This window comes from Zunongwangia endophytica, assembly GCF_030409505.1.
Lineage (GTDB): Bacteria > Bacteroidota > Bacteroidia > Flavobacteriales > Flavobacteriaceae > Zunongwangia > Zunongwangia endophytica.
The window spans coordinates 967,556-993,430 of record NZ_JAUFPZ010000002.1 but is presented as its reverse complement, the minus strand read 5'-3'; the positions used below and the strand labels follow the sequence as shown (position 1 = coordinate 993,430).

The 25,875-nt window shown below is 34.2% G+C and carries 22 protein-coding genes; 16 read left to right on the top strand and 6 right to left on the bottom strand.

Annotated features, from left to right (window positions below; genetic code table 11):
- Positions 1 to 56: 56 nt before the first annotated feature.
- The 3 genes from QWY91_RS04480 (at position 57) to QWY91_RS04470 (ending at position 6,871) form a co-directional block, all read left to right on the top strand.
- A complete protein-coding gene (locus tag QWY91_RS04480) occupies positions 57 to 1,751 on the top strand; it encodes a DUF885 family protein (protein WP_290232105.1) in 1,695 nt (564 codons plus the stop codon).
- 18 nt (positions 1,752 to 1,769) lie between these two features.
- Positions 1,770 to 4,088, top strand: coding sequence for an alpha-L-arabinofuranosidase family protein (locus QWY91_RS04475; protein ID WP_290232103.1), 2,319 nt, complete (start codon positions 1,770 to 1,772; stop codon positions 4,086 to 4,088).
- Positions 4,089 to 4,174: 86 nt separating this feature from the next.
- The gene (locus QWY91_RS04470) at positions 4,175 to 6,871 is read left to right on the top strand and encodes a DUF5695 domain-containing protein (protein ID WP_290232101.1); all 2,697 of its coding nucleotides are present in this window, start codon (positions 4,175 to 4,177) and stop codon (positions 6,869 to 6,871) included.
- A gap of 246 nt (positions 6,872 to 7,117) precedes the next feature.
- On the opposite strand, the gene QWY91_RS19355 is transcribed toward QWY91_RS04470, so the two are convergent.
- Complete coding sequence (locus tag QWY91_RS19355) at positions 7,118 to 7,270, bottom strand: DUF2726 domain-containing protein (protein WP_353958661.1); 153 nt, start codon at positions 7,268 to 7,270, stop codon at positions 7,118 to 7,120.
- Positions 7,271 to 7,458: 188 nt separating this feature from the next.
- Complete coding sequence (locus tag QWY91_RS04465) at positions 7,459 to 9,579, bottom strand: AAA domain-containing protein (protein ID WP_290232099.1); 2,121 nt, start codon at positions 9,577 to 9,579, stop codon at positions 7,459 to 7,461.
- 195 nt (positions 9,580 to 9,774) lie between these two features.
- Here QWY91_RS04465 and QWY91_RS04460 point away from each other — a divergent pair, with 195 nt between their 5' ends.
- The gene (locus tag QWY91_RS04460; protein ID WP_290232097.1) at positions 9,775 to 10,224 is read left to right on the top strand and encodes a CHY zinc finger protein; all 450 of its coding nucleotides are present in this window, start codon (positions 9,775 to 9,777) and stop codon (positions 10,222 to 10,224) included.
- 464 nt (positions 10,225 to 10,688) lie between these two features.
- On the opposite strand, the gene QWY91_RS04455 is transcribed toward QWY91_RS04460, so the two are convergent.
- Positions 10,689 to 13,010, bottom strand: a complete 2,322-nt coding sequence (locus QWY91_RS04455) for a penicillin-binding protein 1A (RefSeq protein ID WP_290232095.1) — start codon at positions 13,008 to 13,010, stop codon at positions 10,689 to 10,691.
- A gap of 212 nt (positions 13,011 to 13,222) precedes the next feature.
- On the opposite strand from QWY91_RS04455, the gene QWY91_RS04450 reads away from it, so the two are divergent.
- The 3 genes from QWY91_RS04450 (at position 13,223) to QWY91_RS04440 (ending at position 15,748) form a co-directional block, all read left to right on the top strand.
- Positions 13,223 to 13,873 (top strand): hypothetical protein, encoded by a 651-nt coding sequence (locus QWY91_RS04450; protein ID WP_290232093.1) that lies wholly within the window; start codon positions 13,223 to 13,225, stop codon positions 13,871 to 13,873.
- A gap of 309 nt (positions 13,874 to 14,182) precedes the next feature.
- On the top strand, positions 14,183 to 15,037 hold the full coding sequence (locus QWY91_RS04445) for an SdiA-regulated domain-containing protein (protein WP_290232092.1): 855 nt from the start codon (positions 14,183 to 14,185) through the stop codon (positions 15,035 to 15,037).
- 3 nt (positions 15,038 to 15,040) lie between these two features.
- Positions 15,041 to 15,748, top strand: a complete 708-nt coding sequence (locus QWY91_RS04440; RefSeq protein ID WP_290232089.1) for a TVP38/TMEM64 family protein — start codon at positions 15,041 to 15,043, stop codon at positions 15,746 to 15,748.
- A gap of 96 nt (positions 15,749 to 15,844) precedes the next feature.
- On the opposite strand, the gene QWY91_RS04435 is transcribed toward QWY91_RS04440, so the two are convergent.
- The gene (locus QWY91_RS04435) at positions 15,845 to 17,134 is read right to left on the bottom strand and encodes a membrane dipeptidase (protein WP_290232087.1); all 1,290 of its coding nucleotides are present in this window, start codon (positions 17,132 to 17,134) and stop codon (positions 15,845 to 15,847) included.
- Between the two features lie 163 nt (positions 17,135 to 17,297).
- Here QWY91_RS04435 and QWY91_RS04430 point away from each other — a divergent pair, with 163 nt between their 5' ends.
- The 5 genes from QWY91_RS04430 to QWY91_RS04410 all read left to right on the top strand — a co-directional run bounded on the left by QWY91_RS04430 (position 17,298) and on the right by QWY91_RS04410 (position 22,358).
- Positions 17,298 to 17,678, top strand: coding sequence for a hypothetical protein (locus QWY91_RS04430; RefSeq protein WP_290232084.1), 381 nt, complete (start codon positions 17,298 to 17,300; stop codon positions 17,676 to 17,678).
- Between the two features lie 164 nt (positions 17,679 to 17,842).
- Positions 17,843 to 18,865, top strand: coding sequence for a transporter (locus QWY91_RS04425; RefSeq protein ID WP_290232083.1), 1,023 nt, complete (start codon positions 17,843 to 17,845; stop codon positions 18,863 to 18,865).
- A gap of 148 nt (positions 18,866 to 19,013) precedes the next feature.
- The gene (locus QWY91_RS04420) at positions 19,014 to 20,465 is read left to right on the top strand and encodes a RimK family ATP-grasp domain-containing protein (protein WP_290232081.1); all 1,452 of its coding nucleotides are present in this window, start codon (positions 19,014 to 19,016) and stop codon (positions 20,463 to 20,465) included.
- 1 nt (position 20,466) lies between these two features.
- Positions 20,467 to 21,684 carry a carboxylate-amine ligase gene (locus QWY91_RS04415; protein WP_290232078.1) on the top strand — a complete coding sequence of 406 codons (1,218 nt, stop codon included), beginning with the start codon at positions 20,467 to 20,469 and terminating at the stop codon, positions 21,682 to 21,684.
- Positions 21,681 to 22,358, top strand: coding sequence for an N-formylglutamate amidohydrolase (locus QWY91_RS04410; RefSeq protein WP_290232076.1), 678 nt, complete (start codon positions 21,681 to 21,683; stop codon positions 22,356 to 22,358). The genes QWY91_RS04415 and QWY91_RS04410 overlap by 4 nt, the downstream gene beginning before the upstream one ends.
- Positions 22,359 to 22,441: 83 nt before the next feature.
- Here QWY91_RS04410 and QWY91_RS04405 read toward each other — a convergent pair whose 3' ends face one another.
- Both QWY91_RS04405 and QWY91_RS04400 read right to left on the bottom strand, forming a co-directional pair.
- The gene (locus QWY91_RS04405; protein ID WP_290232074.1) at positions 22,442 to 22,855 is read right to left on the bottom strand and encodes an OsmC family protein; all 414 of its coding nucleotides are present in this window, start codon (positions 22,853 to 22,855) and stop codon (positions 22,442 to 22,444) included.
- Positions 22,856 to 23,044: 189 nt separating this feature from the next.
- A complete protein-coding gene (locus QWY91_RS04400) occupies positions 23,045 to 23,476 on the bottom strand; it encodes an FKBP-type peptidyl-prolyl cis-trans isomerase (RefSeq protein ID WP_290232072.1) in 432 nt (143 codons plus the stop codon).
- Positions 23,477 to 23,898: 422 nt separating this feature from the next.
- Here QWY91_RS04400 and QWY91_RS04395 point away from each other — a divergent pair, with 422 nt between their 5' ends.
- From QWY91_RS04395 to QWY91_RS04380, 4 genes are all read left to right on the top strand, one after another.
- Positions 23,899 to 24,120 (top strand): hypothetical protein, encoded by a 222-nt coding sequence (locus QWY91_RS04395; RefSeq protein ID WP_290232070.1) that lies wholly within the window; start codon positions 23,899 to 23,901, stop codon positions 24,118 to 24,120.
- Complete coding sequence (locus QWY91_RS04390; protein ID WP_290232068.1) at positions 24,117 to 24,362, top strand: RlpA-like double-psi beta-barrel domain-containing protein; 246 nt, start codon at positions 24,117 to 24,119, stop codon at positions 24,360 to 24,362. The genes QWY91_RS04395 and QWY91_RS04390 overlap by 4 nt, the downstream gene beginning before the upstream one ends.
- A 71-nt stretch (positions 24,363 to 24,433) precedes the next feature.
- Positions 24,434 to 25,507 (top strand): transporter substrate-binding domain-containing protein, encoded by a 1,074-nt coding sequence (locus tag QWY91_RS04385; protein ID WP_290232066.1) that lies wholly within the window; start codon positions 24,434 to 24,436, stop codon positions 25,505 to 25,507.
- Between the two features lie 214 nt (positions 25,508 to 25,721).
- Positions 25,722 to 25,874, top strand: a complete 153-nt coding sequence (locus QWY91_RS04380; protein WP_290232064.1) for a hypothetical protein — start codon at positions 25,722 to 25,724, stop codon at positions 25,872 to 25,874.
- Position 25,875: the final 1 nt, after the last annotated feature.

Below are 25,875 nucleotides of genomic sequence, written 5' to 3'. Positions count from 1 at the left end.
TTATACATTCAAAACGTCAATTTTCAATTTTAATATCTCAAAATTCAGCTTTAATCATGAAGAAATTTTTAAGTAGTCTTATCGTTTTTTTAAGCTTTTCAGTAAGTATTTATGCTAATGAAATGATAGATGTGATTAACACATTTAAAGCTGATAAATATGCATTAAGGCGTACTTATACGCTCCGCGAGTCTTCAGAATATTATAGTCGTTTTAATACGTTTTACGGGGATTGGCAAAAAAAACTTAAGAATATTGATTTTGAGTCTTTATCGAACGATGGAAAAGCCGATTATGTGCTTTTAAGAAATTTGATTGATAAAGAAACGTACTTACTTGATCAGGACTTTGGAGCTTTTAAAGAAGTTGCTTCAGTGGTAGATTTTGCTGATAATTTGTACTCTTTTATTCAGCGACGAAGAAGAGGAAAACAACCTGATGCAAAAGCATTGGCAATGACTTTTAACGAAGCTGAAAAAGCTATTTCAGAAAAAATAAAAACGCTTGAAAATGCCGAATATGAAGATTGGTTTAAAGCTGAAAAAGCTGCAGCGATAATTTATTCCTTAAAAACAGGTCTTAAAGAAGCTTATACTTTTTATTATGATTATGATCCAGATTTCACCTGGTGGATGAAGACTCCGTATGCTTCTTTAGATCAAAAATTGAAGGAATATGCCGAATTTCTAAACGAAAATTATTCAAAAGAAAGTCAAAAAGACGACGGAAGTGGAATTATTGGGAAACCTGTTGGCCGAAAAACATTGATTAAAAACTTAGAATTTGAGTTTATACCCTATTCGCCAGAGACTTTAATTTCTACTGCTGAAGAACAGTTTGATTGGTGTAAGGCGGAAATGATTAAAGCTTCAGAAGAAATGGGGTATGGCAAAGATTGGAAAGCGGCTTTAGAGCATGTGAAGAATACTTATGTGGCGCCTGGAAAACAACCGGAACTGATTAAAAATTTATACAATCATTCGGTAAACTTTATAGAAGAACGCGATCTTATTAGCATTCCTGAACTCGCAAAAGAAACTTGGGGAATGATTATGATGACACCAGAACGCCAAAAAGTGAATCCGTTTTTTACTGGTGGTTGGGATATCAGCATTTCGTATCCTACAGAAGGGATGTCACACGAGGATAAATTAATGAGCATGCGTGGTAACAATCCAAATTTTTCATTTCCTACCGTTCAACATGAATTACATCCTGGCCATAATCTTCAATATTTTATGAAACAACGTCATAAGCCGTATCGTAATTCTTTTGATACTCCTTTTTGGATGGAAGGTTGGGCATTGTACTGGGAGATTAATCTTTGGAATAAAGATTTTCCAAGAACTCCGGAAGAAAAAATGGGAATGCTTTTTTGGAGAATTCACCGCTGTGCACGAATCATTTTCTCACTGAAATATCAATTAGGAGAATGGACGCCACAAGAATGTATAGCTATGTTAGTCGACAAAGTTGGGCACGAATATGCCAATGCCGAGGCTGAAGTTCGCAGATCTTTTGCAACCTCGTATACGCCACCCTTATACCAATTAGCGTATATGACGGGGGGATTGCAATTCTATGCATTACGTAATGAGCTTTTGGAAAAAGGGTGGACAGAAAAACAATTTCATGATCGTGTGATGCAGGAAAACAATATGCCAGTGGCGATACTTCGCTTATTACTAGAAGATAAAGAAATACCAAAAAACTATAAAGCAAGCTGGAAATTCTCAACCGATTTTAACTAAATCGCCAAAATATAACCAATGAAAAAAATAAATATTTTATATCTGTTTTTGCTGATTTTTAGCATTTTTTCGTGTGGAGAAGAAGTAAACAACGCTTTATTATCACCGGCTAAAAATACAACGGTGAAAAAGAGTGGTTGGGAATACGAATCTTGGAGTGGTGCTGAACATTATACCGATACAGTTTCAAATCAATTTGACTCGCAAGTTCTTATGTTATCCTCAGATACGTTAACTGCCGAACGTTGGTTTAAAAAAATAGCGATTAAACCTTTTGCAACTTATAAAGTAACGGGTTATGTAAAAACTGAAGCTGTAGAAGGAGAAAATAATCAAAGTGGTGCGGGACTTCGTTTAGGGAAATTCGAGTTTACCGGAGATACTATTTTTAGAGGAACTACAGATTGGACTAGAGTTGAAATGCAATTCTCCACAGAACTGGATGACAGTTTTATTTTAGAGTTGCTATTGGGAAAAAAAGGTAGGGCTAGAGGGAAAATTTATTTCGATAATTTTCAGCTAGAAGAACTTTCAGCAAAAGAATTACATCCAAAGGTAACTTTAAATGTGGATGAAAAATTAGAACCTATGTCTCCCTACATTTATGGTCAGTTTATCGAGCATATGGGAAAATCGATCTACGGCGGTATGTGGGCAGAAATGTTAGACGATCGCAAATTTTATTACGTACCAGGAACTTCAAAATCACCGTGGCAAACACTTGCTGATACGAATTCAGTTAAAATTGATAGTTCCTATACTTATGCTAAGGGACAATTACCGGTGTATCAGGTTGAAAATAAATTAAGCTTAGAACAACAAAAATTAGCGCTTGTTTCCGGTAAAACGTACGAAGGCCGATTGGTTTTTAAAGGAAAAGGCATTGAAAAAGTTACTGTTGCTTTAGACGGAAATAAGAAGAGTTTTGATGTTTCTAGCAGTAATTTTCAGAAGATAGCTTTTGAGTTTTCTTCGGAAGAAACTAGCGATATTGGAAGTTTAGAAATTAATTTTGAAGGAAACGGGAAATTAACTTTAGCCGCTGCATCTTTGATGCCTGCCGATAATATTAAAGGGTTTAGACCAGAAGTGATTGAATTAATGAAACAATTGGATGCACCAATTTATCGCTGGCCTGGTGGCAATTTTGTTTCAGGTTACGATTGGAAAGACGGTCTTGGCGATCCCGACAAACGCCCAACTAAATTTGAGCGAGCCTGGAACGGATTGGAATATAATGATGTAGGGATTCATGAATTTATGGAGCTTTGCGATATTTTAAAAACCGAAGCCAATATTGCGGTAAATACCGGTTTAGGAGATGCGGAACTTGCAGCTAACGAAGTTGAGTATTTTAATGGTGATGTAAGCACTGAAATGGGAAAATGGAGAGCCAAAAATGACCATCCTGAACCCTATAACGTTAAATTATGGGCAGTTGGAAACGAAATGTTTGGAGACTGGCAACTAGGGCATATGCCTATTGAGGATTATGTAAAAAAGCACAATAAAGTAGCCAAAGCAATGTGGGATGTCGACCCAGATATCGATCTTATTGCGGTTGGATATCCCGGGAAATGGAATGATATGATGTATAAAAACAGTGCAGCATATATGACGTACATCAGCGAGCATTTTTACAAGCAAAACTGGCATGCCGGCGGTTTACTAACGCATGTTAACCAAATACCAGAAGTTATTGCAGCAGTAGCAGAAGAGCATCGAAGTGCTCGCAGAGAAATTCCTGGATTAGCAGATAAGAATATCAAAATAGCGATGGATGAGTGGAATTATTGGTACGGTCCCCATGTTTATGGCTTGTTAGGAACACGATATTTTTTAAGAGATGCGCTGGGTATCGCTGCCGGGTTAAATGAATTTTCTCGCCAATCTGATATGTATTATATGGCAAATTATGCGCAAACCGTAAATGTTATAGGAGCCATTAAAACCACTAAAACCGATGCTTGGTTAGAAGGTACGGGATTGGTTTTAAAATTATATCGCCAAGAATTTGGAACACAGCCTATAAAACTTAATGGATCCCCAGAGCCTTTAGATGTTTCAGCAACCTTAACAGAAGATGGATCATTTCTAACAATTTCAGTAGTAAATGCAACCCACGAAAGTCAGATTTTAAAATTAAATGGAATTTCAGAAAAAATAGTTCCTTCAGGAAAATCGTTTATTATTTCAGGAGAAAATGATATGATTTATAATGATGAAGACCATAAAAATCGAATTAAAATTTCTGAAGCTACTATCGAAGTTTCAGAAAACGGTCTTGCTATTCCGAAAGAAAGTGCAGGAATCTATAAGTTTAAACTAAAGCAATAAGTGTTGCATACTGCTTATTGCGACAAAATAAAAATTGTAATTGAGAACTAACCTCAAAATGTTCAATCTCAATCTTAGCTAAAAATATGACAATAAAAACTAAATTTAAGAACCTATTACTGTTGTACCTCATAGCAACAACGGCAAACGCACAAGAAGAATCGACTTACTGGGATAATATCAAAGATCGAGAATCGACCCTTGGTATCGATGAAGGTTTTACAGAAGTAAAAACCGAGGAATTTACACTAAAACTCGTAAATGCTTCGCAAACGGTAGCCGGATTATACCCAAACTCAGATCCAGATTTCGATTTTACTACTGGAGAGCGAATCGAGATTCGTGATAAAGATAGCATCTATTATATTGGCGATCTAAACTTTAGGATTAAGGGAGAAGATGGAGAATGGGAAACTTTTTCAACAGCTTATCACAGAAAAAAGGTAGAAAGTTTGCCGATTTCGGGTAATGTTTTAGCCGCTTCAGATTTAAGTAATACGCTAGGAGAAGAAAATCCATTAAGTATCAAAAGATTTTATGAGCAGAAAAATGGTGAGTTAATATTACGATTTGAAATTACCAACCCTACAAACAAAGCGATAGAAATTGGTGCATTAGGAACACCAATGGCTTTTAATAATATTTTAGAAGGAAAACATTTGGATGAAACACATACCGAAAATGTGTTTTTCGATCCTTATATAGGGAAAGATGCAGGGTATGTAGAAGTAAAACATCTTAAAGGAAAAGGAGAAGCATTATTGGTTTTACCAGAATCTAATATGCCATTCGAAAATTATCGTCCGTTAAATGATGATCTTACTACAAGAAGTATTGTTTTTGAAGGTGTGCACGAATGGATGGCTTTAAGTAAAGCTTACGCTGAAAACGAATGGAAAGGGAAAGAGCAGTGGAATACACCAACATCCTTAATGCTTAACGCTGGAGAAACTCAGGATTTTGCTTTAAAGTTTGTTTTAGCACCTAGCATTAAACAGATTCAGGATAAATTATTAGAGGAGCAAAGACCCGTTGCAGTAGGTGTTCCCGGTTATGTGTTGCCGATGGATGTTGAGGGAAAATTGTTTCTGAATTATACGGAAGAAGTTGAAGACTTTAAAATTGAACCAAAAGGAGCTCTTAAAATTTCTGAAATAGAAAAAAAAGAAAGCGGATTTACCGAATATCAGGTAGAAGGAAAAATTTGGGGTAGGAGCAGAGTCACTGTAACCTACAAAGATGGTTTAGAGCAAACGATTAACTATAAAGTTATTGAACCGGAAACAGAACTTGTAGACGATTTTGCTAATTTTTTATTCACTGAACAATGGTTTGATCAGCCAGATGAATTTTTTGGAAGAACGAATTCTATAATTTCTTATGATTATGAGGATAAGAAACAGATCACTCAGGATAGCCGTGCCTGGGTTGCAGGTTTAAGTGATGAAGGCGGAGCTGGAAGCTGGCTTGGTGGTGTGATGAAACAACTCATTCAGCCAGAAAAAGAAGAGATCGAAAAACTTGAATTATTTATTGACGAAACACTTTGGGGCGGAATTCAGTATGATGAAGGGGAAAGAAAATATGGTGTTAAGAAAAGTGTTTTTTATTACGAACCAGATGAAATGCCGGAAGGAACATATAGCGATACTATTAATTATGATACCTGGGCTGCCTGGGACAAAGAAGGTGCAGACGATTTTGGGAGATCGTATAACTATCCTCATGTAGCTGCAGCACATTGGGTAATGTATCGTTTAGCTAGATATCATAAAGGTTTGGTCGACAACCACGATTGGAAATGGTATTTAGAGCATGCTTATCATACAGCAGTTACGATGCCTGAATTGGCGCCATGGTATGCTCAATTTGGGCAAATGGAAGGAACTGTTTTTCTTATGATCTTAAAAGATTTACAAGCAGAAGGATTAACTGAAATGGCAAAGAATTTAGAGGCTTCTATGAAGAAAAGAGCCGATCATTGGGAATCGCTTAATTATCCTTTTGGTAGCGAAATGCCTTGGGATTCTACCGGACAGGAAGAAGTGTTTATGTGGAGTGATTATTTTGGTTATACCAAAAAAGCTGATATTACTTTAAATGCAATTCTAGCTTATGTTCCTACCATGCCGCATTGGGCATACAATGGTAATGCACGTAGATATTGGGATTTCTTATACGGCGGGAAATTATCTAGAGTAGAAAGGCAAATTCATCACTATGGCTCTGGTTTAAATGCAATCCCGATCTTAAAAGCTTATAGAGATCATCCTGATTTCTATCTATTAAAAGTTGGATATGCCAGTACGTTGGGCGCAATTTCGAATGTTACTCAGGATGGTTTTGGATCTGCAGCTTTTCACTCGTATCCATCAACCATTAGAATCGATTATTTATCGGGAGATTATGGATCTAACTTTTTTGGTTACGCCATAAATTCTGCAACTTATATTACTAAGAATGAAGATTTAGGATGGCTTTCTTTTGGAGGTAATTTAAAAGAAACAAAAAATAACATAGTAGTAGAATTAACCACTGCGGCAAAAAGCAAGATATATATCGAGCCTAAAGAACTTTGGTTAGAATTAGATGCTGGAACTTTTAAGGAAGTGAGTTATAATAAATCTATAGGAGAAGTTGAAGTTATTTTAAATGCAAAAGATAATCATAGCGAATATGCTTATTTGAGAACGAATAAAGAACTGAATTTGAAATACGATAAAATGAACGGAGCTTATAAAATTCCGTTATCTAAGAAGCCAAAAACAATTGTTATAAAATAGCATTTTGTTTCAATTAGTTTTTGAGTGTGAATTTTACATGTTGAGAGAGGCCGATGGCCTCTCTTTTTTTTTGAAATTGATAATTTTAGACGCTAATTTTAATTCTTGGAATAAATAACCTTCTAAACTATTAATTAACTAAGCAGAAGAGAAATTTTATTTTGAGTATAATATTTCAATCAGCTTATTTCTTATTATTTCTTTTTCATGGCTTCCATCAGTTCTAAAGCGTAACAAAGGCAAGTTTTATTTTTTTAGAATACGATCTTTTATTCGATCTCTTCCAAATTGTTTACTGCCTTGTTTATGAAATTTAAAGCCATCGACTTCAATCGCAAGCACCGCTCCTTTACCAAGCTTATTATAAATTAAAAAATCTAAATGCGTTTTGGATGCGATGCATAGTTTAATTCAATTTGATCCATTCTGGAAGCATCTTGAATAAGGTGCCTTAGAGAATAATGAGGTAGCACATCATATTTAAGAAATATTTTCTCACTTAAGATTTTCTTTAGCAAAGCATACATTAAGTTTTCGCTATCGAATTCTGATATATTTTTCGATTTTTGAAGTATATTTTTTCTTTTTTAGTCATAACACTTGTATAATAAATCGAATACTGAGTTTAATTCACTGTAAATAGTATCAAAGTTATTATATCGAATGTAATTGATAAGGTCTGTTATATGACCATCTTTTTTATTATCATTTCCATGTATAACAACAATCAATTGGTCTACAGCCCGTGATACGGCAACATTTATACGATTTTCGTTATCGGTAAAGTCAGAAATTTCATTATCGACCGTAGAAAGTATGATAACTTCATTTTCACGGCCTTGAAACTTGTTCACGGTGTCGGCTTTAATAGTATTTCCCGTAAAGGCTTGCTTCAAAGCATCAGACTGTTTACGGTAGGGTGTTACAATCCCTAAATCTACAAGATCAAGCTTTTCATTGGTTATAATTTCCTGCTTTATGACGTCTATCTGTCGCTGGTTCATAAGCTCTCTTGCATGGTTTCCTTCTACAGTTTTATATACTTTGAGAGGCTGGCGTTTATTTTTATTAGTGGTATGAACAATAAGTTGATTATTGTAAAATTTTTGATTGCAAAATTCTATAATTTTAGGATGACACCGATAATGTTCGCGCAAAAGAGTTTTCGGAATCTCTGGTAATAACTCTAATAAAGAAGATAATAGGCTATGATTTGAATATCGATAAGCCTCCTTAAGTTTATAAGAATCGAAGATCATATCTGTTTTCCTTTGTACATCTTCATTAACCACATTTGGTAATTGCTTTACATCTCCAACAATTATTGCTTGTTTTGCGCAGGATAAAGCAAGCACTCCAGTTGCTAGATCTACCTGAGAAGCTTCATCGATTATCACATAATCATAAAGAATATTATGTGATAATGCTCTTTTTAGAGAGTAGGTAGTACTCATAATTACTGGATAGTCTTTTATAAATTCCTCGGATTTTTGTCGCAGTTCATTAATACTATATATTTTTCTCGTCTGTTTTCTATAACGTTTATGCAACTCAGCTTTAAGCAAAAACATGCAGTAGTTTGTATACGTTTTCATTTTTTCATCAAAAGAAAAGTTTTTTAAAAACTGTTGCGAGTGATCAATTCTTTTATCCAGCTCTTTAATTTTAGCGTCGTAGTAATTAAACTGGCAGTTTATAATCATTTCATCGAGCGTGTGAGTACGAAATGATTCCTCTTTAAGTCCGTATTTAAAACGATATAATAGCCTCTTAAAAAAGCCTGGCTTGTTTTCTTTTTCTGCGTAGGCGTCAAGAGAAACCCATAGTTTAAGTATTTTTTCGGCAGAAATACTTTTTCTAAAATTTAATGGTTCTATGATTTTATCTTGATATGTATCTTTAAAATGTCGAAATTCAGTTTTAAATTGATCAATTTCTAGTTTTAGTAATGCCAACTCATTTTTATTATCCTGATTTTCAGAAATCTGAGTAAGTAAATTTGCAATATTATCTTTTAAATAGTTTTCTTTTTTTATTGATAAATTAAACTGCGATAAATCTGGAACCTGTTTCTGTGATTCGATAAACGCCTGTTTCTTTTTAGAACTTCCCAAAAGGGCAGCAATAAATGATAATCCATTTTTCTCCAGTTTTTCGTAAACATTCTCTGTAGCTGAATTATTACTTGAAACCACCGCCACGGTTTGATTGTTAGATATTGCGTTAGCTATAATGTTTAAAATAGTTTGCGTTTTGCCGGTACCTGGTGGGCCTTCTATAACACTTAATTTTTTGGATAAGCCATTACTTACTGCTTGTTTCTGGCTTAAATTAAAACCGAAAGGGAAATATTTTGGGTCGGAACTATCATAATTACCCGGACTTAAATTAGCCTTTATAAAATTGGAAAGCACACTTTTTTCAGGAATGGTATAAATACTCTCATAACTTTTAGCAAGTATATTCTTTCCTGTTTCTGATTTTAGACCTATCGCATCTTCAATTTCTTTTAAATACTTGAAAACCTCAAAAGCATTATCGTTGCTCACCGCAGTTTTGATAATTTTGGCTCGGTTTTTACTATAAGCAAATTCTCTATTACTGTTTTTGAATACGATAACACATCGGTTAGCTTTGTACGAATATTTTTCGATCCTATCGGTTTCATCCTTCCCGTCGATGTATATGAGTTCCCTTTTGAGTGCCATTTTGAATATCGAAGATTTTATCTAGTTGGAAGTATTTTATTCATTTTATAATTAATGAAAATCAACAATTTAAAAGTACTTATTTTATCTAAAAATTCAGAGAACCGTTCTAATTTAATAAGATGCTTAGTATATTTGAGGCCAAAAAAATATAGTTTGGAAGGAATAATCCATTTTAAAAAATACTGCGGAATAATGAAATCAAGATATATGCTGAGCGTTTTAATATGCTTGTTTTATTTCAATTTCACTTATTCTCAGAAGAAGAAACCAGCATCTACAAATATTTTCCAGATTGACAATATAACTGTTTACGGGCAATCCATAGATAATCAAACTCGCTGTGTACATTGGCATAGTTCGCTAGATGTTATCGCTATAAAATTTAAATGCTGCGATAAGTACTATCCTTGCTTTTCCTGCCACGAAGAAGCAACTAATCATGAGCACGAGGTATGGCCAAAAGATGAGTTTTTTGAAAAAGCTATCCTATGCGGTGTTTGTGGCTACGAACTTAGTATAATCGAATACATGGAATCGGGTAATAGCTGCCCAATCTGTAAAGCCAGTTTTAATCCTGGCTGTAGTAATCATTACCATCTATATTTTGAAACTGACGAAGATCACGAAACTAAGAGCAGCTGAAGCTTTTAAGTTATAATATTTAGCTGCTTTTAGTTAAGATTCAAATTACTATCTATAAAATTAGAAAGCTCTTTTTTTAGGGATTTTGTAAAATCCACTCATATTTTAGCAAGTATATTCTTTCGTCTTGCTGGTACGTTATATTCTTAAAATTCGGTAAAACCGTATATCTAACAGTTGAAAAACCAAGGAATGTGATGATGTGCAATGCGAAGCAATTTAACTTGACGAACATGCATTTTTGCAAAATTGTTCAAAACACGATGGCTTATTTACCGAAATTAAGCAAAAGATACTTTCGCTACTATTCGATAATTTTAGTTTATAACTATTCAATTTTAGGTTAAAATTATTCAGTGTTTGCATAGAATTTATCCGTACCGGGATATTTCATATAAATTATTAAGGCTTATTAATAGAAAAGTTTCTTCTAATTCAACAGCGATTTGAGCATATTTCCGATCCTAATTATCTTTCTTTTTTCCGCCGAATAATCTACTGAAAAAACCTTTTTTCTTTTTCTGTTTTTCTTCTTTCACTGGTTGATCCATATCAATTTCTGCAGGTTCATCTTTTTTACTTCCGAAGAGTTTTTTCAAAAAGCCATCTTCTTTGGTTGGCTCGCAATCTAATAGTTCAGCAACTTCAGACGAAGGTTGTTTAAAACGCGCGCTAGTAATAGAACTAAAATATTCGTCTGCATTCATTTTTTGCATCATTTTACCAAAAATCGGTAAAGCCGAATTTGCTCCTTGTCCTATTCGGGTATTTCTAAAACCAATTCGGTGATCGTCACTTCCTACCCAGGTTACGGTTACAAGATTTGGCGTTACGCCAACAAACCATCCGTCTTTGTTATTTTGAGTGGTTCCGGTTTTTCCAGCAATATCGTTGTTCAGTCCGTAGGTATATCGTAATCGCGTAGCGGTTCCTTCATCTACCGTCGCCTGCATCATATTTACCATAATTTCTCGAGTTTCTTCGGAATAAGCAGGTTCTTTAGTTTTCGAAGGCTTAAATTCAGCTAATAAGTTACCAGCGCCATCTTCAATTTTCGTAATGTAATAAGGGGTAGAAGGCCTTCCAGAATTCACAAAGCTTGTATAGGCCTGAGTAAGTTCTTTCATATTCAATTCCGCAGTTCCTAATGCGATCGAAGGCACTTCCGGAAGATCAGACTCAATTCCCATTTGATGCGCTTTTTCTACAACATTTGGAATACCCGCATCCAACAATACTTTTACAGCAATAGTATTCATAGAATGACTTAACGCGTATTTCATGCTATAATTTAAATCTTCATCTTCTTCCTCTGAAGTTGCATTTGTTGGTTTCCATCCATCTTTATAAGTTACTGCACGACCAGAATAGTATGTACACGGTTCAATACCATTATCAATCGCTGTGGTATAAACTATAGGTTTAAAAGTAGAGCCGACCTGTCGTTTACTTTGCGATACATGATCGTATTGAAAATATCTAAAATCTACACCACCAACCCAGGCTTTTACAGCGCCGTCTTTAGGATCTACAGAAAGTAAGCCCGAATTTAAGAATTTTAGATAGTGCTTTATACTATCTATAGTGCTGGCTTGTCGCGTAACGGTTCCATTATACTCAAAAAGCTCCATTTGCTTTTTCTTTTGGAGCTCTTGCATAATTTCAGTTTCAGATAATCCATCTTCTTTTAAGTTTTTATAAGCTTTAGAACGCTGGATGGCATCTTTTAAAATAGCATCATTGGTTAGCCATGGTGCTCGAGATCCATAAGAATCTTCATGTTGTTGTTGCAAATTAGCCATATGTTCTCTCATCGAAGCTTCGGCAACACTTTGCAGTTTATAATCTAGCGTAGTATGAACAATCAATCCATCTCTATAAATATTGTAATTTTCGCCATCTTTATTTTTGATGGTATCCAGTACATTGCTCAAATCTTTACGAATTTGCTCTCTAAAATAAGGCGCCAGTCCTTTTTTATTGCTGTAATTCTTGTAGTTTAAAACCAGATCTTTTGCTATATATTTTTCCTTCTCTTTTTCAGTTAGGTAACCATATTTTTCCATTTGGGTTAGCACAACATCACGCCTTAATCTGCTTCTTTCAGGAAAAATTCGAGGATTATAACGATGTGAAGCTTTGAGCATCCCCACCAAAACAGCGGCTTCTTCAACAGCTAGATCTTTTACATGTTTCCCAAAAAATTTCATTGAAGCACTTTCAATTCCGTAGGTATTGTCACTAAAAGGAACGGTGTTAAAGTAAAGCGTGAGGATATCTTCTTTACTGTAAATATTTTCAATACGCTTAGCCATGATGCCTTCCTGAAACTTATTCACTACAATCCCAAGCGCTCCATAGTCTTTTCTTCCGTAGATATTTTTAGCAAGCTGAAGGGTGATGGTACTTCCGCCACCAGAACTTTCATCCTGAAGCAGGATCGTTTTAAAAAATACACGTGCTAAACTACGATTATCGATTCCATTATGTTCATAAAACCGAACGTCTTCCGTAGCAATTAGTGCTTCGATCAAAGACTTAGGAAGATCTTCAAACTGTATAGGCTGCCTGTCGAAAATGTAGAATTTCCCTATTAGTTTTCCGTCATTAGATAAAATCTGAGTAGCTTTATTCTGCTGTAATTCGCTAAGCTCTTGTTTGGATGGAATTTCACCCCACATACCAAGATAAATGCTCGTAAAAAACAAGATAAAGAGAACGAATAAACCTAGGAATATTCTTAGAAACCATTTTAGAATGGGGGATTTTTTAAGTTTGGACAGCATAGATTTCAAATAATTACGTGCAAATAAACAAATACTTAAAATATTAACATTTGCTTTTAAGGTAATTTTAAACAAGTAATTCAGGAGGCATTCATTTATTGCTTAAATTTTCATTTCATCGCAACGCGCATCATTAACGTATTTCAAAAAAAAGAATTTTCAATATTGGATAATTTCCGAAGAAATTTTAGTAAGTTCTTTTAAAACTATCTATGAGAAATTTTGAACGTGTTTGGTATGCCTGCTATGGCTCTAATTTAATGGAAGATCGCTTTCTATGTTATATTGCCGGTGGAACACCAAATGGAGCTAAGAGAACTTATGTTGGTTGTACAGATAAGGCTTACCCGAAGGCAAACAAATCTTATCTTATAAATCACGAAATGTACTTTGCTAAACGTTCGCACACCTGGAGCGGCGGATCTGCTGCTTTTATTAAGCCGACAAAAGACGAAACGGCAACAACTTATGGTAAAATTTATAGTATATCTAAAGATCAGTTTGTAGACCTGGTAAAACAAGAAATCGCTTTTGAAGGGGATTTGTCCATAGATTTTGAAAAGGTGATAGAACAAGGATATTTAGATGTGGCTACCGATGTTTGGTACGACCGAATTCTATTTTTAGGAATTAATGATGAAATGCCCGTTTTTAGCTTTACAAATTCAGAGTTTATGGAGAAAGAACTCAATGCACCACATCCATTATACTTAGAAAAGATTATTCTGGGATTACGACAAACTTATCAATTTACTTCCGTAGAAATTTTGAAGTATTTGGAAGATAAAGTTGGAGTAGAGGGAACACCAGTTGCAAAAGAATTGGAAGGTTTAGTGCAGGAAGTTTTAGGAGAATTTTCTTAGCTATACGCTCTATTTTACTTCAAACTGTCGTTTTTCATTTTTTACCAAAGTTTTAAAAGATGGAAATGAAACTATTCTTTTAAGCTTTCTATCTTTGCTTTTCTTCTGTATTATTGAAATTACATGAAGCAAGATTAAATTTCCATTCTAAGTTTAATTGATATTGAAACTAACTGTTTTAATTCAACTTTCATGTTGTGTATTTTTGAGAAGTAATACAGCCAAAAACAAGACTGTTTTATAAACTTTCTTACAATAAAAAATTAAAAGGCCTTGAAGGTCTAATTATAGAGAATAAGAATACTTTTTATGAGTAAAGTTGCAGCAGCCATCGTTATCGGAATTATAGGATTAGTAGCGCTTATTTATTTTACCATGGATTTTCCTTTTAGTTTGGAAAGAGAAGATTTCACGGAAGAATATGAAATTCAGGAAAAATGGGATCTTCCCCAGCGATTAGAAGAGATATCTGGGATGGACTTTGTAGACGATGAACGAATGGCCGCAATTCAGGATGAAGAAGGGATCATATTTATCTACAATCTTACATCTAAAAAAATTGAACAGGAAATCGAATTTGGCAAAGATGGTGATTACGAAGGTCTTGCGCTATTTGGGAAAGACGCTTTTGTACTGCGAAGTGATGGTATCTTATTTGAAGTTCAGGATTATTTAACCAAGGATATCAAAGTAACGGAACACGAAACTTTTATAAAAGCAAAACATAATGCTGAGGGATTGTGTGCCGATTTAAAAAACAACCGATTATTAATCACCGTGAAAGATCGAGATCCACTTAGTAATAATACGAAAGGTATTTATGCTTTTGATCTTGAAACAAAAAAATTGCTCCAAACTCCGGCATACGCTATAGATCTTGAAGATCCTATTTTCTCTGATGTGAAAAGAAAAAACAAGCTGATGGTAATGATGCCTTCTGAAGTTAATATTAATCCCGTTACAGGAGAAATTTATATTACCGATGGGAGAAATCCTAAATTATTGATTTTATCCCCAGATGGAGACTCCAAAAAACTCTACTTACTAAAACGAGAAAAGTTCTATCAGCCAGAAGGAATAGCTTTCAAAAAAAACGGAGAGCTGTTTATATCGAACGAAGGGCATAGCGATCCTGCTAATATCCTTAGAATTAAGTTACAATAATTTATGAAAGATGAAATAAAATCGACTTCAGTAAGTAAAAGCAAAACACCTTTATATGTTTCACTAGCGCTTGTCGCCGCCATAGTGGCTTCCTATTTTTTGATCCCTTCTGTCCAGAGTTTTATGGATGAAGCCTGGAATGTGCTTACTAGTGGGGATGAAAAGAAAATAAGTAATTGGGTAGATGGATTTGGCTGGTTTGGACCTTTGATGTTGATATTGGCCATGATCGTTCAGATGTTTTTGATCGTTATACCGTCAGTCGCTCTAATGGTAGTTTCTATTATTGCCTATGGACCAATTTGGGGAAGTTTGATTGTTTTCGTTGCTGTTTTCTTAGCAAGTAGTATTGGTTATATTATCGGTCGTTATTTTGGTCCTGTAATTGTCGAGAAATTGATAGGAGAGAAGAATGAGCAAAAAATAGCTGATTTTATTGACGATTATGGTTTTTGGGCGGTAATCGTTACAAGACTGAATCCGTTTCTATCTAATGATGCGATAAGTTTTGTAGGCGGAATTTTAAAAATGACCTATTGGAAGTTTATAGGAGCAACACTGGTAGGTATTGCACCGCTAACCATTTTTATAGCTATTTTAGGTAGAAGTACAGATCAATTAAAGTCAGGATTGTTATGGGGTTCTCTGGTAAGTTTAGCGCTCTTTGGATTATACGTTTTTTGGGACAAAAAGAAACGAAAGAAAGATTAGGATTCGCATGATTTTATAATTTCTTCGGAAATAAAAATCGTTATTCTAATTGCACAATCTTGAATTAGAATAACGATTTTCAAAGCTTCGCAGTTTTTAAGCCTTTTGAATCTCTTTGGCTACCGCTTCAACTTCATCTAAAACTCGTAGCAAGTTTTCTCCCCAAAGTTTTGCAATTTCTTTTTTAGAATACCCTCTTTTCACCAATTCTAAGGTTACATTAAAAGTTTCAGAGGCATCATCCCATCCATCGATTCCGCCACCACCATCAAAATCTGAGCTGATTCCTACTTGATCGATTCCAACTTTTTCAACCAAATAATCAATATGATCTACGAAATCTGAAACGTTAACCGGACTAATCGTTTCTTTAAGTGCTTCAACTTCCTCCTCAGATTCTGCCATTAGCTTTTTGTATTTTTCAATGTAGGCTTCTCTTTCATCTTCATCAAGTTCACGAACTTCTCCCCAAGAGAGCATTTCAAATCCCATTTTTTCAGCCTTATCTTCGTACACTTTATTTTTAGCGTCATCAAAAGCTTTATCTTTTTCAGTATTTACATAAGAACTAAATGCGACGGTTTGGATCACGCCTCCGTGTTCGTTAAAAAGTTCCAATAGTTCATCATCTAAATTTCTACTATGATCGCACAATGCTCTGGCAGAAGAATGTGATGCAATTAACGGTGCCTTAGAAAGTTCAAACATTTGCTTAATTGCTTCTTTCGAAGGATGCGAAACATCGATCATAATACCTAATCGATTCATTTCTTTAAGTACTTCTTTCCCCAAATCACTTAATCCATTGTTCAACCATACATCATCAGCTTCTCCTGTGTTTGAATCACTTAATTGACTATGCCCATTATGAGCCAAAGACATATATCGTGCTCCTAAATCGTAAAATTTTTCAACATTTTTGATATCGGTACCGATAGGATAGCCGTTTTCTACACCGATCATGGCTACTTTCTTACCTTCTTTTACCAGTTTTCTTACTTCTTTTGAAGTTGTGGCCAAACCTATTTTATCTGGAGCTATTTCTTCTGTTAGCTTATGGATCGCATTAAACTTCGCCATCGCATTATCATACGCCTTTTTATATCCTTCCGCATCTAAATCACCTTGCCCTGTATAAACAATTAGCCAAGAAACATCCATACCTCCTTCTTCCATCTTTGGAAGATTTACTTGAGTGTCTAAATTCTCTGTATAATTATGATCGTGGGTGAAATTATTGACACTAAAGTCGTTGTGCGTATCAATGGTAATTACATTCTCATGAATTTTTCTTGCTTTTTCAACTAACTTTTCATTTTCGGTGTTTTGAGCGAAACCTACTTGCGCAAATAGCAGCGCAAAAAGGCCAATTTGTCTTATTTTCATGTATTTAATTTATGGTTAAGATTGGTAAAATAGGAATTAATTTTTGAACTGAAAGGTAGAATATTGAATAGAAAAATTTGATCCATTATTTTAAGAAAACTTAAAAATAACTCTTCTTTTTTTGAATTCTCAACGTACTTTTGCAAGCAGAATTTAAATCCAGATGCTGAAACAACTTTTAGCGATTTTAATTTTAGTTTCTCTTGCTTACCGCCCGGTTTTCCAAATCGGAGAGATTTCTTATTATCAATTTAATCTGGATTATATTATCGAGAATTACTGCGTAAATCAAGATCAGCCAGCGCTCAATTGTAATGGAAAGTGTTACTTAATGCAACAGCTGAATCAATCAAACAAAACGGCAAAAGCAAATACTTCAGCTAGAATCGCTAATTCTTTTCTTCCTCTTTATCTAGAGGTTCCGAGACATATTGATTTTGGACATTTAGAGCTATTCAAAGTAAACAAAACGATTGCTTTTCATAAGCATTTTACTTCCAATTCATTTTATAGAAGAATAGAGCATCCGCCAAGATGTAGTTAATTTTTTAATCATGGCGCAAACTTCAAGTTTATGGGTTTGCTATAAAAGCTAACATGGTTTTTCTTATTGTGATTTTAAATTGAATGGATTACGACCGGAAGAACTATTCAGCATTCAAAAAATTACTTTACAAAAGTCTGAAGGGACAAAACTATTCTTCAAAAATGAAAAAAATAAATCTTGCTATAGCCTGCTTCTTTTTCGGAGCGGCTCTATTTGCTCAAAACGATAATTCCTCTGAAAAATGGACCGCTAGCCGGCCAGATGGGCATGCACCAATTGGGGTTATGGGCGATCACGTTCATCACAAAGGCGAATGGATGTTTTCTTATCGATATATGAATATGGATATGGAAGGACTGAATAAAGGTAGCGACGGAATTTCTCAGGAATCGGTTTTAAACGATTACATGGTTTCTCCTGTTAGTATGGATATGAATATGCACATGCTAGGCGCGATGTACGCACCATCTGATTATTTCACCTTAATGGTAATGGCAAACGTTATCGAGAATGATATGCAATTGATCAATAAAATGGGAAAAAGCTTTACCACAAGTTCTTCTGGATTTGGCGATTTAAAATTATCGGGGATGTTTAAAGTGTACGACCAAAACCAACAAAGTATTCATTTAACAGCTGGATTAAGTATTCCTACCGGAAGCATAGATCAAAAAGATGTTACGCCTATGAGTGCTCCTATGGAAATGCCGTTGCCTTATCCAATGCAAATAGGTAGCGGAACATGGGATCCAAAACTTGCAGTGACTTATCTGTTACAAGGGCAAGTTCTATCTTTTGGTTCGCAGGTAAACGGAGTGTTAAGATTGGGAGAAAACGATCACGATTATCGATTCGGTAATCAATTAAGCTGGAACAACTGGATTGCTGCTAAGCTTTTAAACTCCTTAAGCGTTTCGGCTAGAGTAGAAGCTAAAACAGTTGGAGAAATCGACGGTTCCTACGAAGAACTGAATCCAATGATGGTGACGACTGCAAATACCCAAAATCAAGGTTGTCAATATCTAAATTCAGCATTTGGAGCTAATTTTTATATCCCAAAAGGAGCATTTAAAAATGTTAGATTAGGAGTAGAATATACTTTGCCAATATATCAGGATCTAAACGGGATTCAACTTAAAAATGATGGTAGTTGGACATTAGGTTTGCAATATTCTTTCCATTAGAAAAGTGTTATTTTTTTAAAAAGAAAACCACCTTTAGGCTATTGCTTGAAGGTGGTTTTTTATTTGCTATAAATTTATTTATTCTCAAAACTTTATGATTTGACCATTAAATTTTCTGCTACATTTGATTGATTATTTTATATATTAAATGAATAAATTTTTAGTCGTAAATCAGCCTGAAAAATGGCCGATTCAACTTGAAAATGTGAGTATTATCTCTACTCAGGATTATTTAACCAGTCCTAATTATGCAAAGATAAAGAATGCTCGCATTTTTAATCTTTCCAAAAATTACAGTTATCAATCTAGTGGATATTACGTCTCTCTTTTAGCTGAAGCTAGAGGACATTTGGCTATTCCTACAGTTAAAAATCTAGTAGATCTTAGAGAACCTAAATTGGTAAAAGTAATTTCTGAAGAATTTGATGATGTGATTCAAAAATCACTAAAATCCATCAAATCTCAGGAATTTGTGCTTAGTGTTTATTTTGGGCAAAATGTGGCTCAAAAATATAAAGAGCTAAGTTCACTTTTCTTTAGGCATTTTCAGATTCCATTCTTGCAGGTGAAGTTTAGTTTCCATAATAAATGGACTATAAAAAGTATTAAAGCGCTATCTGAATCTGAAATTGCAGAAGATCATTTAGAAAGCATGTACGTTTTTGCTAACGATTATTTTTCTAAAAAGCGATACGACACGGTAAAGCCGCAACAATACGATTACGATTTGGCTATTTTGGTTCAAAAAGACGATCCGGCACCGCCAAGTAATGCGAAAGCACTGAAAAAGTTTGCTGAAGTAGCCGAAAAGATGAATTTTTATGTTGAATTTCTTTCCCCAAAAGATTTATCGAGATTATCGGCTTTTGATGCACTTTTTATAAGACAAAGTACTGAAGTTCACAACGAAGCTTATGCATTTGCTAGAAAAGCACAACAGGAAGGTATCGCTATTATCGATTATCCTGATGCAATTTTGAAATGTTGCAATAAGGTGTTTATGGCAGAAGCTTTGCAGAATGCTGGAATATTGACGCCAAAAACCATGATTATCCACAAAGAAAATAAGGATGATATTTTGGATAAAATCGGCTTACCGGTGGTTTTAAAAGCTCCAGATTCTACCTTTAGTTTCGGGGTTAAAAAAGCGAAGACCGCAGAGGAATATCAAGAGCTTGTCACCAAAATGCTTAAGGAATCTGAGCTTATCATCGCACAGCAATTCACACCTTCAGATTATGATTGGAGAATTGGAGTAATAGACGGTAAAGCTTTTTATGCTTGCCGCTATTATATGGCTAAAGGACACTGGCAAATCTATAACTGGAATGCTAAAAATAAAGATGATCAAGACGGCAATGCCGATACGATGGCTTTAGAAGAAGTTCCAGAAAAAATATTAGATTTAGCATTACGCTCTACTAAATTGATGGGAGAAGGCCTCTACGGAATTGATATTAAGGAAATTAATGGAGAAGCTATGGTGATCGAAATTAATGACAATCCAAATATTGATTTTGGCGTAGAGGATCGTTTTTATGGCGAAGAAGTTTACAAATTAATCATTACAGCCTTAAAAAACAGGCTGGAGAAAAAATAAGATGGGATATCATATTTTTGAAGTTTACGGGATAGAATTGGAATATATGTTGGTAAATCGCCAACTAAATATTGTACCTATAACCGATAAACTTTTTATAGAAAAGACGGGAAAATTAACTTCTGATGTTGAGAATGGCAAGATCGCATGGAGCAACGAATTGGTAGCTCATGTAGTAGAATTAAAAACTGCTGTACCAATTGCAGATCTTGAAAATTTAGATGAAGTATTTGCTGATAACGTATCTGAAATCAATCAGCTTTTAGAAGGTTTAGATGCTCAATTATTGCCAACAGCTGCCCATCCGCTTATGAATCCGTTTAAGGAAACCAAGCTTTGGGAGCACGATAACAATGATATTTACGAGCTCTACAACCAAATTTTTGATTGTAGTGGTCATGGATGGAGCAATGTGCAAAGCATGCATATAAATCTCCCATTCGCTGATGATGTTGAATTTGAAAAGCTACACGCCGCGATACGAATTCTATTACCAATTATTCCGGCGATTAGCGCGTCTTCTCCAATTTTTGAAGGACAGTTAACCGGTTTTATGGATAGCCGTATGGAGGTTTATAAAACCAACCAAAAAGAAATACCAGAGATGGCCGGGAAAGTAATTCCTGAATGTCTTTACAATAAGGAAGAATATCATCGAGGTATTTTTGAACCTATAAAACAAGCCATTAAGGCTCATGATAAAAATGGTATTCTGGAACATCATTTTCTAAATTCCAGAGGTGCAATCGCAAGATTTGATCGTGGTGCTATAGAAATTAGAGTTATCGATTTACAGGAATGTCCAAAAGCAGATATCGCAATTGCAGTTCTAATTATAGAAAGTTTAAAAGCTTTGGTAAATGAAGAATTTATTTCTCGTAAAGACCAAAAGGCTTGGAAAGAAGATGATTTACTTGCTATTTTAAATGAAGCTATTAAAGATGCGGAACGAGGCATTATAAAGAATAAATCATATCTGAACATTTTCGGATTAGAGGAAACTTCAGAAATTGGTGAAATTTGGAAGAACATTTACGAAAAGGTAAAAGATAATATTTCAGAAAAACATCAGCAAACCATAGAATATATTATTCATAAAGGATCACTTTCTAATCGTATTATTGGTGGTTTAGAAGGTAATTATTCTGAAGAAAGCATAAAAAAAGTGTATAGCGATGTTGCGAAATGCCTCGCTAATAATGAGTTATATAAACCGTGAAATTAATCCTGACTTGTGAACATGCCACTAATGCACTGCCACAAGAATTCAGCTATTTAAAGAATGATCAAGATCCCGTATGGGCAACGCATCGCGCCTACGATCCAGGAGCTTTCAAATTATTTCAGGAATTAGAAGAAATTGCAGATTTTAGCTTCGTCTATAATTTTAGTAGATTGTTAATCGAACCAAATCGTTCGTTGCATCACCCCAATTTATTTTCAGAATATTCTAAATCCTTATCTAATAATGAAAAGTCGGAACTCATTAATTCCTACTATTTAAATTATAGAAATAAGGTTGAAAAATGTATTTCAGAATTTATTAAAATAGGGGAGGATGTTATTCACATTTCCGTTCATAGTTTTACGCCTATTCTTAATGGTGTAGAGCGAAAAGCGGATATCGGATTGCTTTATGATCCCGCTCGAGGAGTTGAAAAAGACTTTGCTAAAATCTGGAAACTTAACTTGTCTAAAGAACTGGATCTTAAAGTTAGATTTAATTATCCTTATTTGGGCAAAGCAGACGGATTTACAACGTATTTGCGCAATAAGTTCAGTACAAATTATGCAGGATTAGAATTAGAGGTAAATCAGAAATTCGTAGCGGAAAATGAGTTTTCAGAAGTTATGATGGCGAGTATTACGAGAAGTTTAAAGGGAAGCTTATAGTTCTAGAAGCAAGATTACATTTTAAGTATAAATAAAAAAGTCCGAGAAATTTCCCGGACTTTTTCTATTCTATAATTAGAAATTTACTTCAATAATTTAGCATCTAAAGTAATTTCTGTGTCTAGTAATTTTGATAACGGACATTTCTCTTTCGCATTATTAGCGATTTCCATAAATTTTTCTTCAGAAATGTTTGGTACTTTTCCTTCTAAAATAAGGTGAGATTTAGAAACTTCACCATCTTTAAAAGTAATTTCGCATTTTGTTTCTAAAGAATCTGCAGGAAAATCTTCTTCAGCTAAAAAAGCTGATAACTGCATCGTAAAACATCCAGAATGTGCTGCACCAATTAATTCTTCAGGATTTGTTCCTTTTCCGTCTTCGAATCTGGTTTTATACGAATATTGAGTTTCGTTAAGTACGCTACTTTCTGTAGATAAACTTCCTTTACCTTCTTTTAGTGTTCCTTTCCAAACTGCGCTCGCTTTTCTTATCATAATAATTTTTTGTTTTAGTTTGAAATAAAGATACAATCTATAAAAGCTGCTGAAAAGAATTTTATAAAAAGCTTAAGTCTTGTGGGCAGGGATTTAATAGTATTTTTTGAAATCGAAATAAATTGCATAAAAAAATCCCTTTTTGAATTAAGCAAAAAGGGATTTTCTATAAGTGTTGTGGTAGATAACTTATTTGATCTCTACTACTTCAAGATCAAAAACTAGATCTTTTCCTGCTAATGGGTGATTCCCATCTACAACAATAGATTCATCTTTTACTTCTTTTACCACTAGGTTCATTTCGCGACCATCTGGAGTTTTAGAAACAAGTCCCATACCTACTTTAGGCTCAAGATCTTCTGGAAGTTGGCTTTTTTCAACTTCTTGAACTAGTTCTTCTCTTGGCTCTCCGTAAGCTTCTTCTTTAGGGATATTTATAGTTTTCTTTTCATTAACTTCCATATCTAAAAGTCCTTTTTCGAATCCAGGAATTAATTGTCCCTGTCCCATAGTAAATTCGATTGGTTCTCCGCGATCTACAGAGCTATCGAATACTTGGCCATCGGTTAATTTTCCTGTGTAATGAACTTTTACAGTGTCATCTTGCTTTACTTGACTCATAAATTTGTTTTTCAAAGATTAATTAAGGCTTACTACTTGGTTTCAGCCAATTAAGTTTGCAAAGTTACAGCTCTCAAATGCACTCACAACTATATTGCTGTTTAATTCGGTTTACTTGGTAATTTCTTAACAAACTTTAGCTTTTATTTATTCTTTCTGAATATCGAAACATCTGCAAAATTGATAGATATGTTCAATTTAATTCATAATCTTATTTAATATTCTTGAATTCTGAGCACTATTTTTAGTAGATTGATAGCTAATTGCCCGTTTCCGTATTGATAAGGAATTGGATGACTTTTGAATTCATTATCTTATAAACTTAATTTAAAGAAGTATAAATCTGAATTTAAGGTAGCCTTTATCGATAAAAATAAATTTATTTATATTGAAACTCATTAGGTCTCACTTTAAATTTTAAAATGAATACTATTTCTATTTCGATAAAAAGATGTTTTCAATTTCTATTTTTAAGTTTAGTGCTTTTTGCATGTAATTCTTCAGATAAAAAAATTACTGATAAATCTGCTGAAAATTGGGATACACTAAAAGTAACCGTTTCTGCTTTTAATTCAGTTCAATATCAAACAGCAGGATCAGATCCTAATTTAGCCGCTTGGGGTGATACGCTAAAACCGGGATGAATGCGGTTGCCATTTCTAGAGATCTCTTAAGATTGGGAATAAGTCATAATGATGAAATCAAAATTGCCGGTTTAGATTCTGTATTTGTGGTGAAAGATAAAATGCATTATCGCTGGAAGAATCGCGTAGATATTTATATGGGGAATGATATTAAAAAGGCTAAAAATTTCGGCAAAAAGAAGCTTGAGATTTATTATAAAAAACCAGAAGATAGTACGAAAGCTGAAGTTGCTTCAGAATAAAATCAATTTTGTAAATGGATCCTAATTGATTAATTTTCGCTACTTACTTTTAAATCATTTCAGAAATTTATATGAAGTATTATCTACTCCTTCTATCGCTGTTTATTACTACTATAACTAATGCAAAAGCTGTACAGGATTCTACAAAATCTACTCCTGAAGTTTACAAAATAGGAGTACAGCTTACCGCTCCCTTTATCACTGAAAAGCCAAATGGTAGTTTAGATGGCTTAAGTATTAAGAGTTGGAAGTTGGTTAACGAAAATCTAGATTACAAATTCGAATATAAAACCTATCCCAGCTTGGCCGAGCTACTAAATGCTGTAGAAGATGGAGAAGTAGACTTCAGTATAAATCCTATTACGGTTACCGATAGCCGGATGAAAAGAATGGATTTTTCGCAACCTTATTTTATTTCTCATACAGGAGTCGCAAAGAAGAAAGAATCTCAGGTGTTCAATATCCTGAAGAATTTGTGGAGTTGGGAGTTTATTTCAGCAATATTAGCGCTTTTAGGAACTATTTTTATTTTCGGTTTTTTAGTATGGATTTTTGAACGAAAAAAGAATGCTGAAGAATTTGGTGGCGGCAAAGGTAAAGGATTGATGGAAGGCTTTTGGTGGAGCGCCGTAACCATGACGACCGTTGGTTATGGGGACAAATCACCAAGAACGACCGGAGGTAGAATTATTGGCCTAATTTGGATGTTTATGGCCATAATTATTATCTCTAGTCTTACAGCAAGTATTGCGTCTTCGTTAACGGTAAAAAGTATTAATGATGAGATTAGCGGAATCTCAGATCTAAATCGCTTTAAGGTTGGAACAGTCGTGAGCAGCAGTGCGGCAGACCTTTTGGACCTTTATAATGTAAATTCTGAAAAATTAACAAGTGTAAAAGAAGGAATAGAACTGATAAAAAATGACGATTTAGATCTCCTAGTTTACGATGAACCGATCTTGCGCTATTCTATAGAACAAATGGATGCCGGAAAGGATATTGAAGTTCTGGAACAAACCCTCAAAAAGGACTATTATAGCTATGCTTTTCCTAAAAATTCAGATTTGGTGAAAATTATAAATCCTGCTTTAGTGAGAATGCTTAAGAGCATGGAATGGGAAAACCTAATTAAAGAATATAAATAGATTTTATCCAAAAATAAATATGATATTTTAAATTAAAGTATTCTTCCATTTATAAGGATATAACAAAATATAATGTAGTATAATTAGATATTATCATTAAATTTTATGAATAATTTACAAATTTCACTTAAATAAAATAAGTAACTTTTATCTAACTTTGCAAAGTTGTCGTTTAAAAACGTTTATTAATCATTTAAATCAAATATAAAATACAATGCAAGTTAGAGATAAGGAAGATGATCAATCTGAAGATTACATTTTACAGAAAAACAAAAAGACCAAATTTGGCGCCACTTTTATAGCAATAGTGATTGTGATTATCATTGCTGCAGTGGCCATGACGGGTGTTTATTTTGATTATTGGTAGA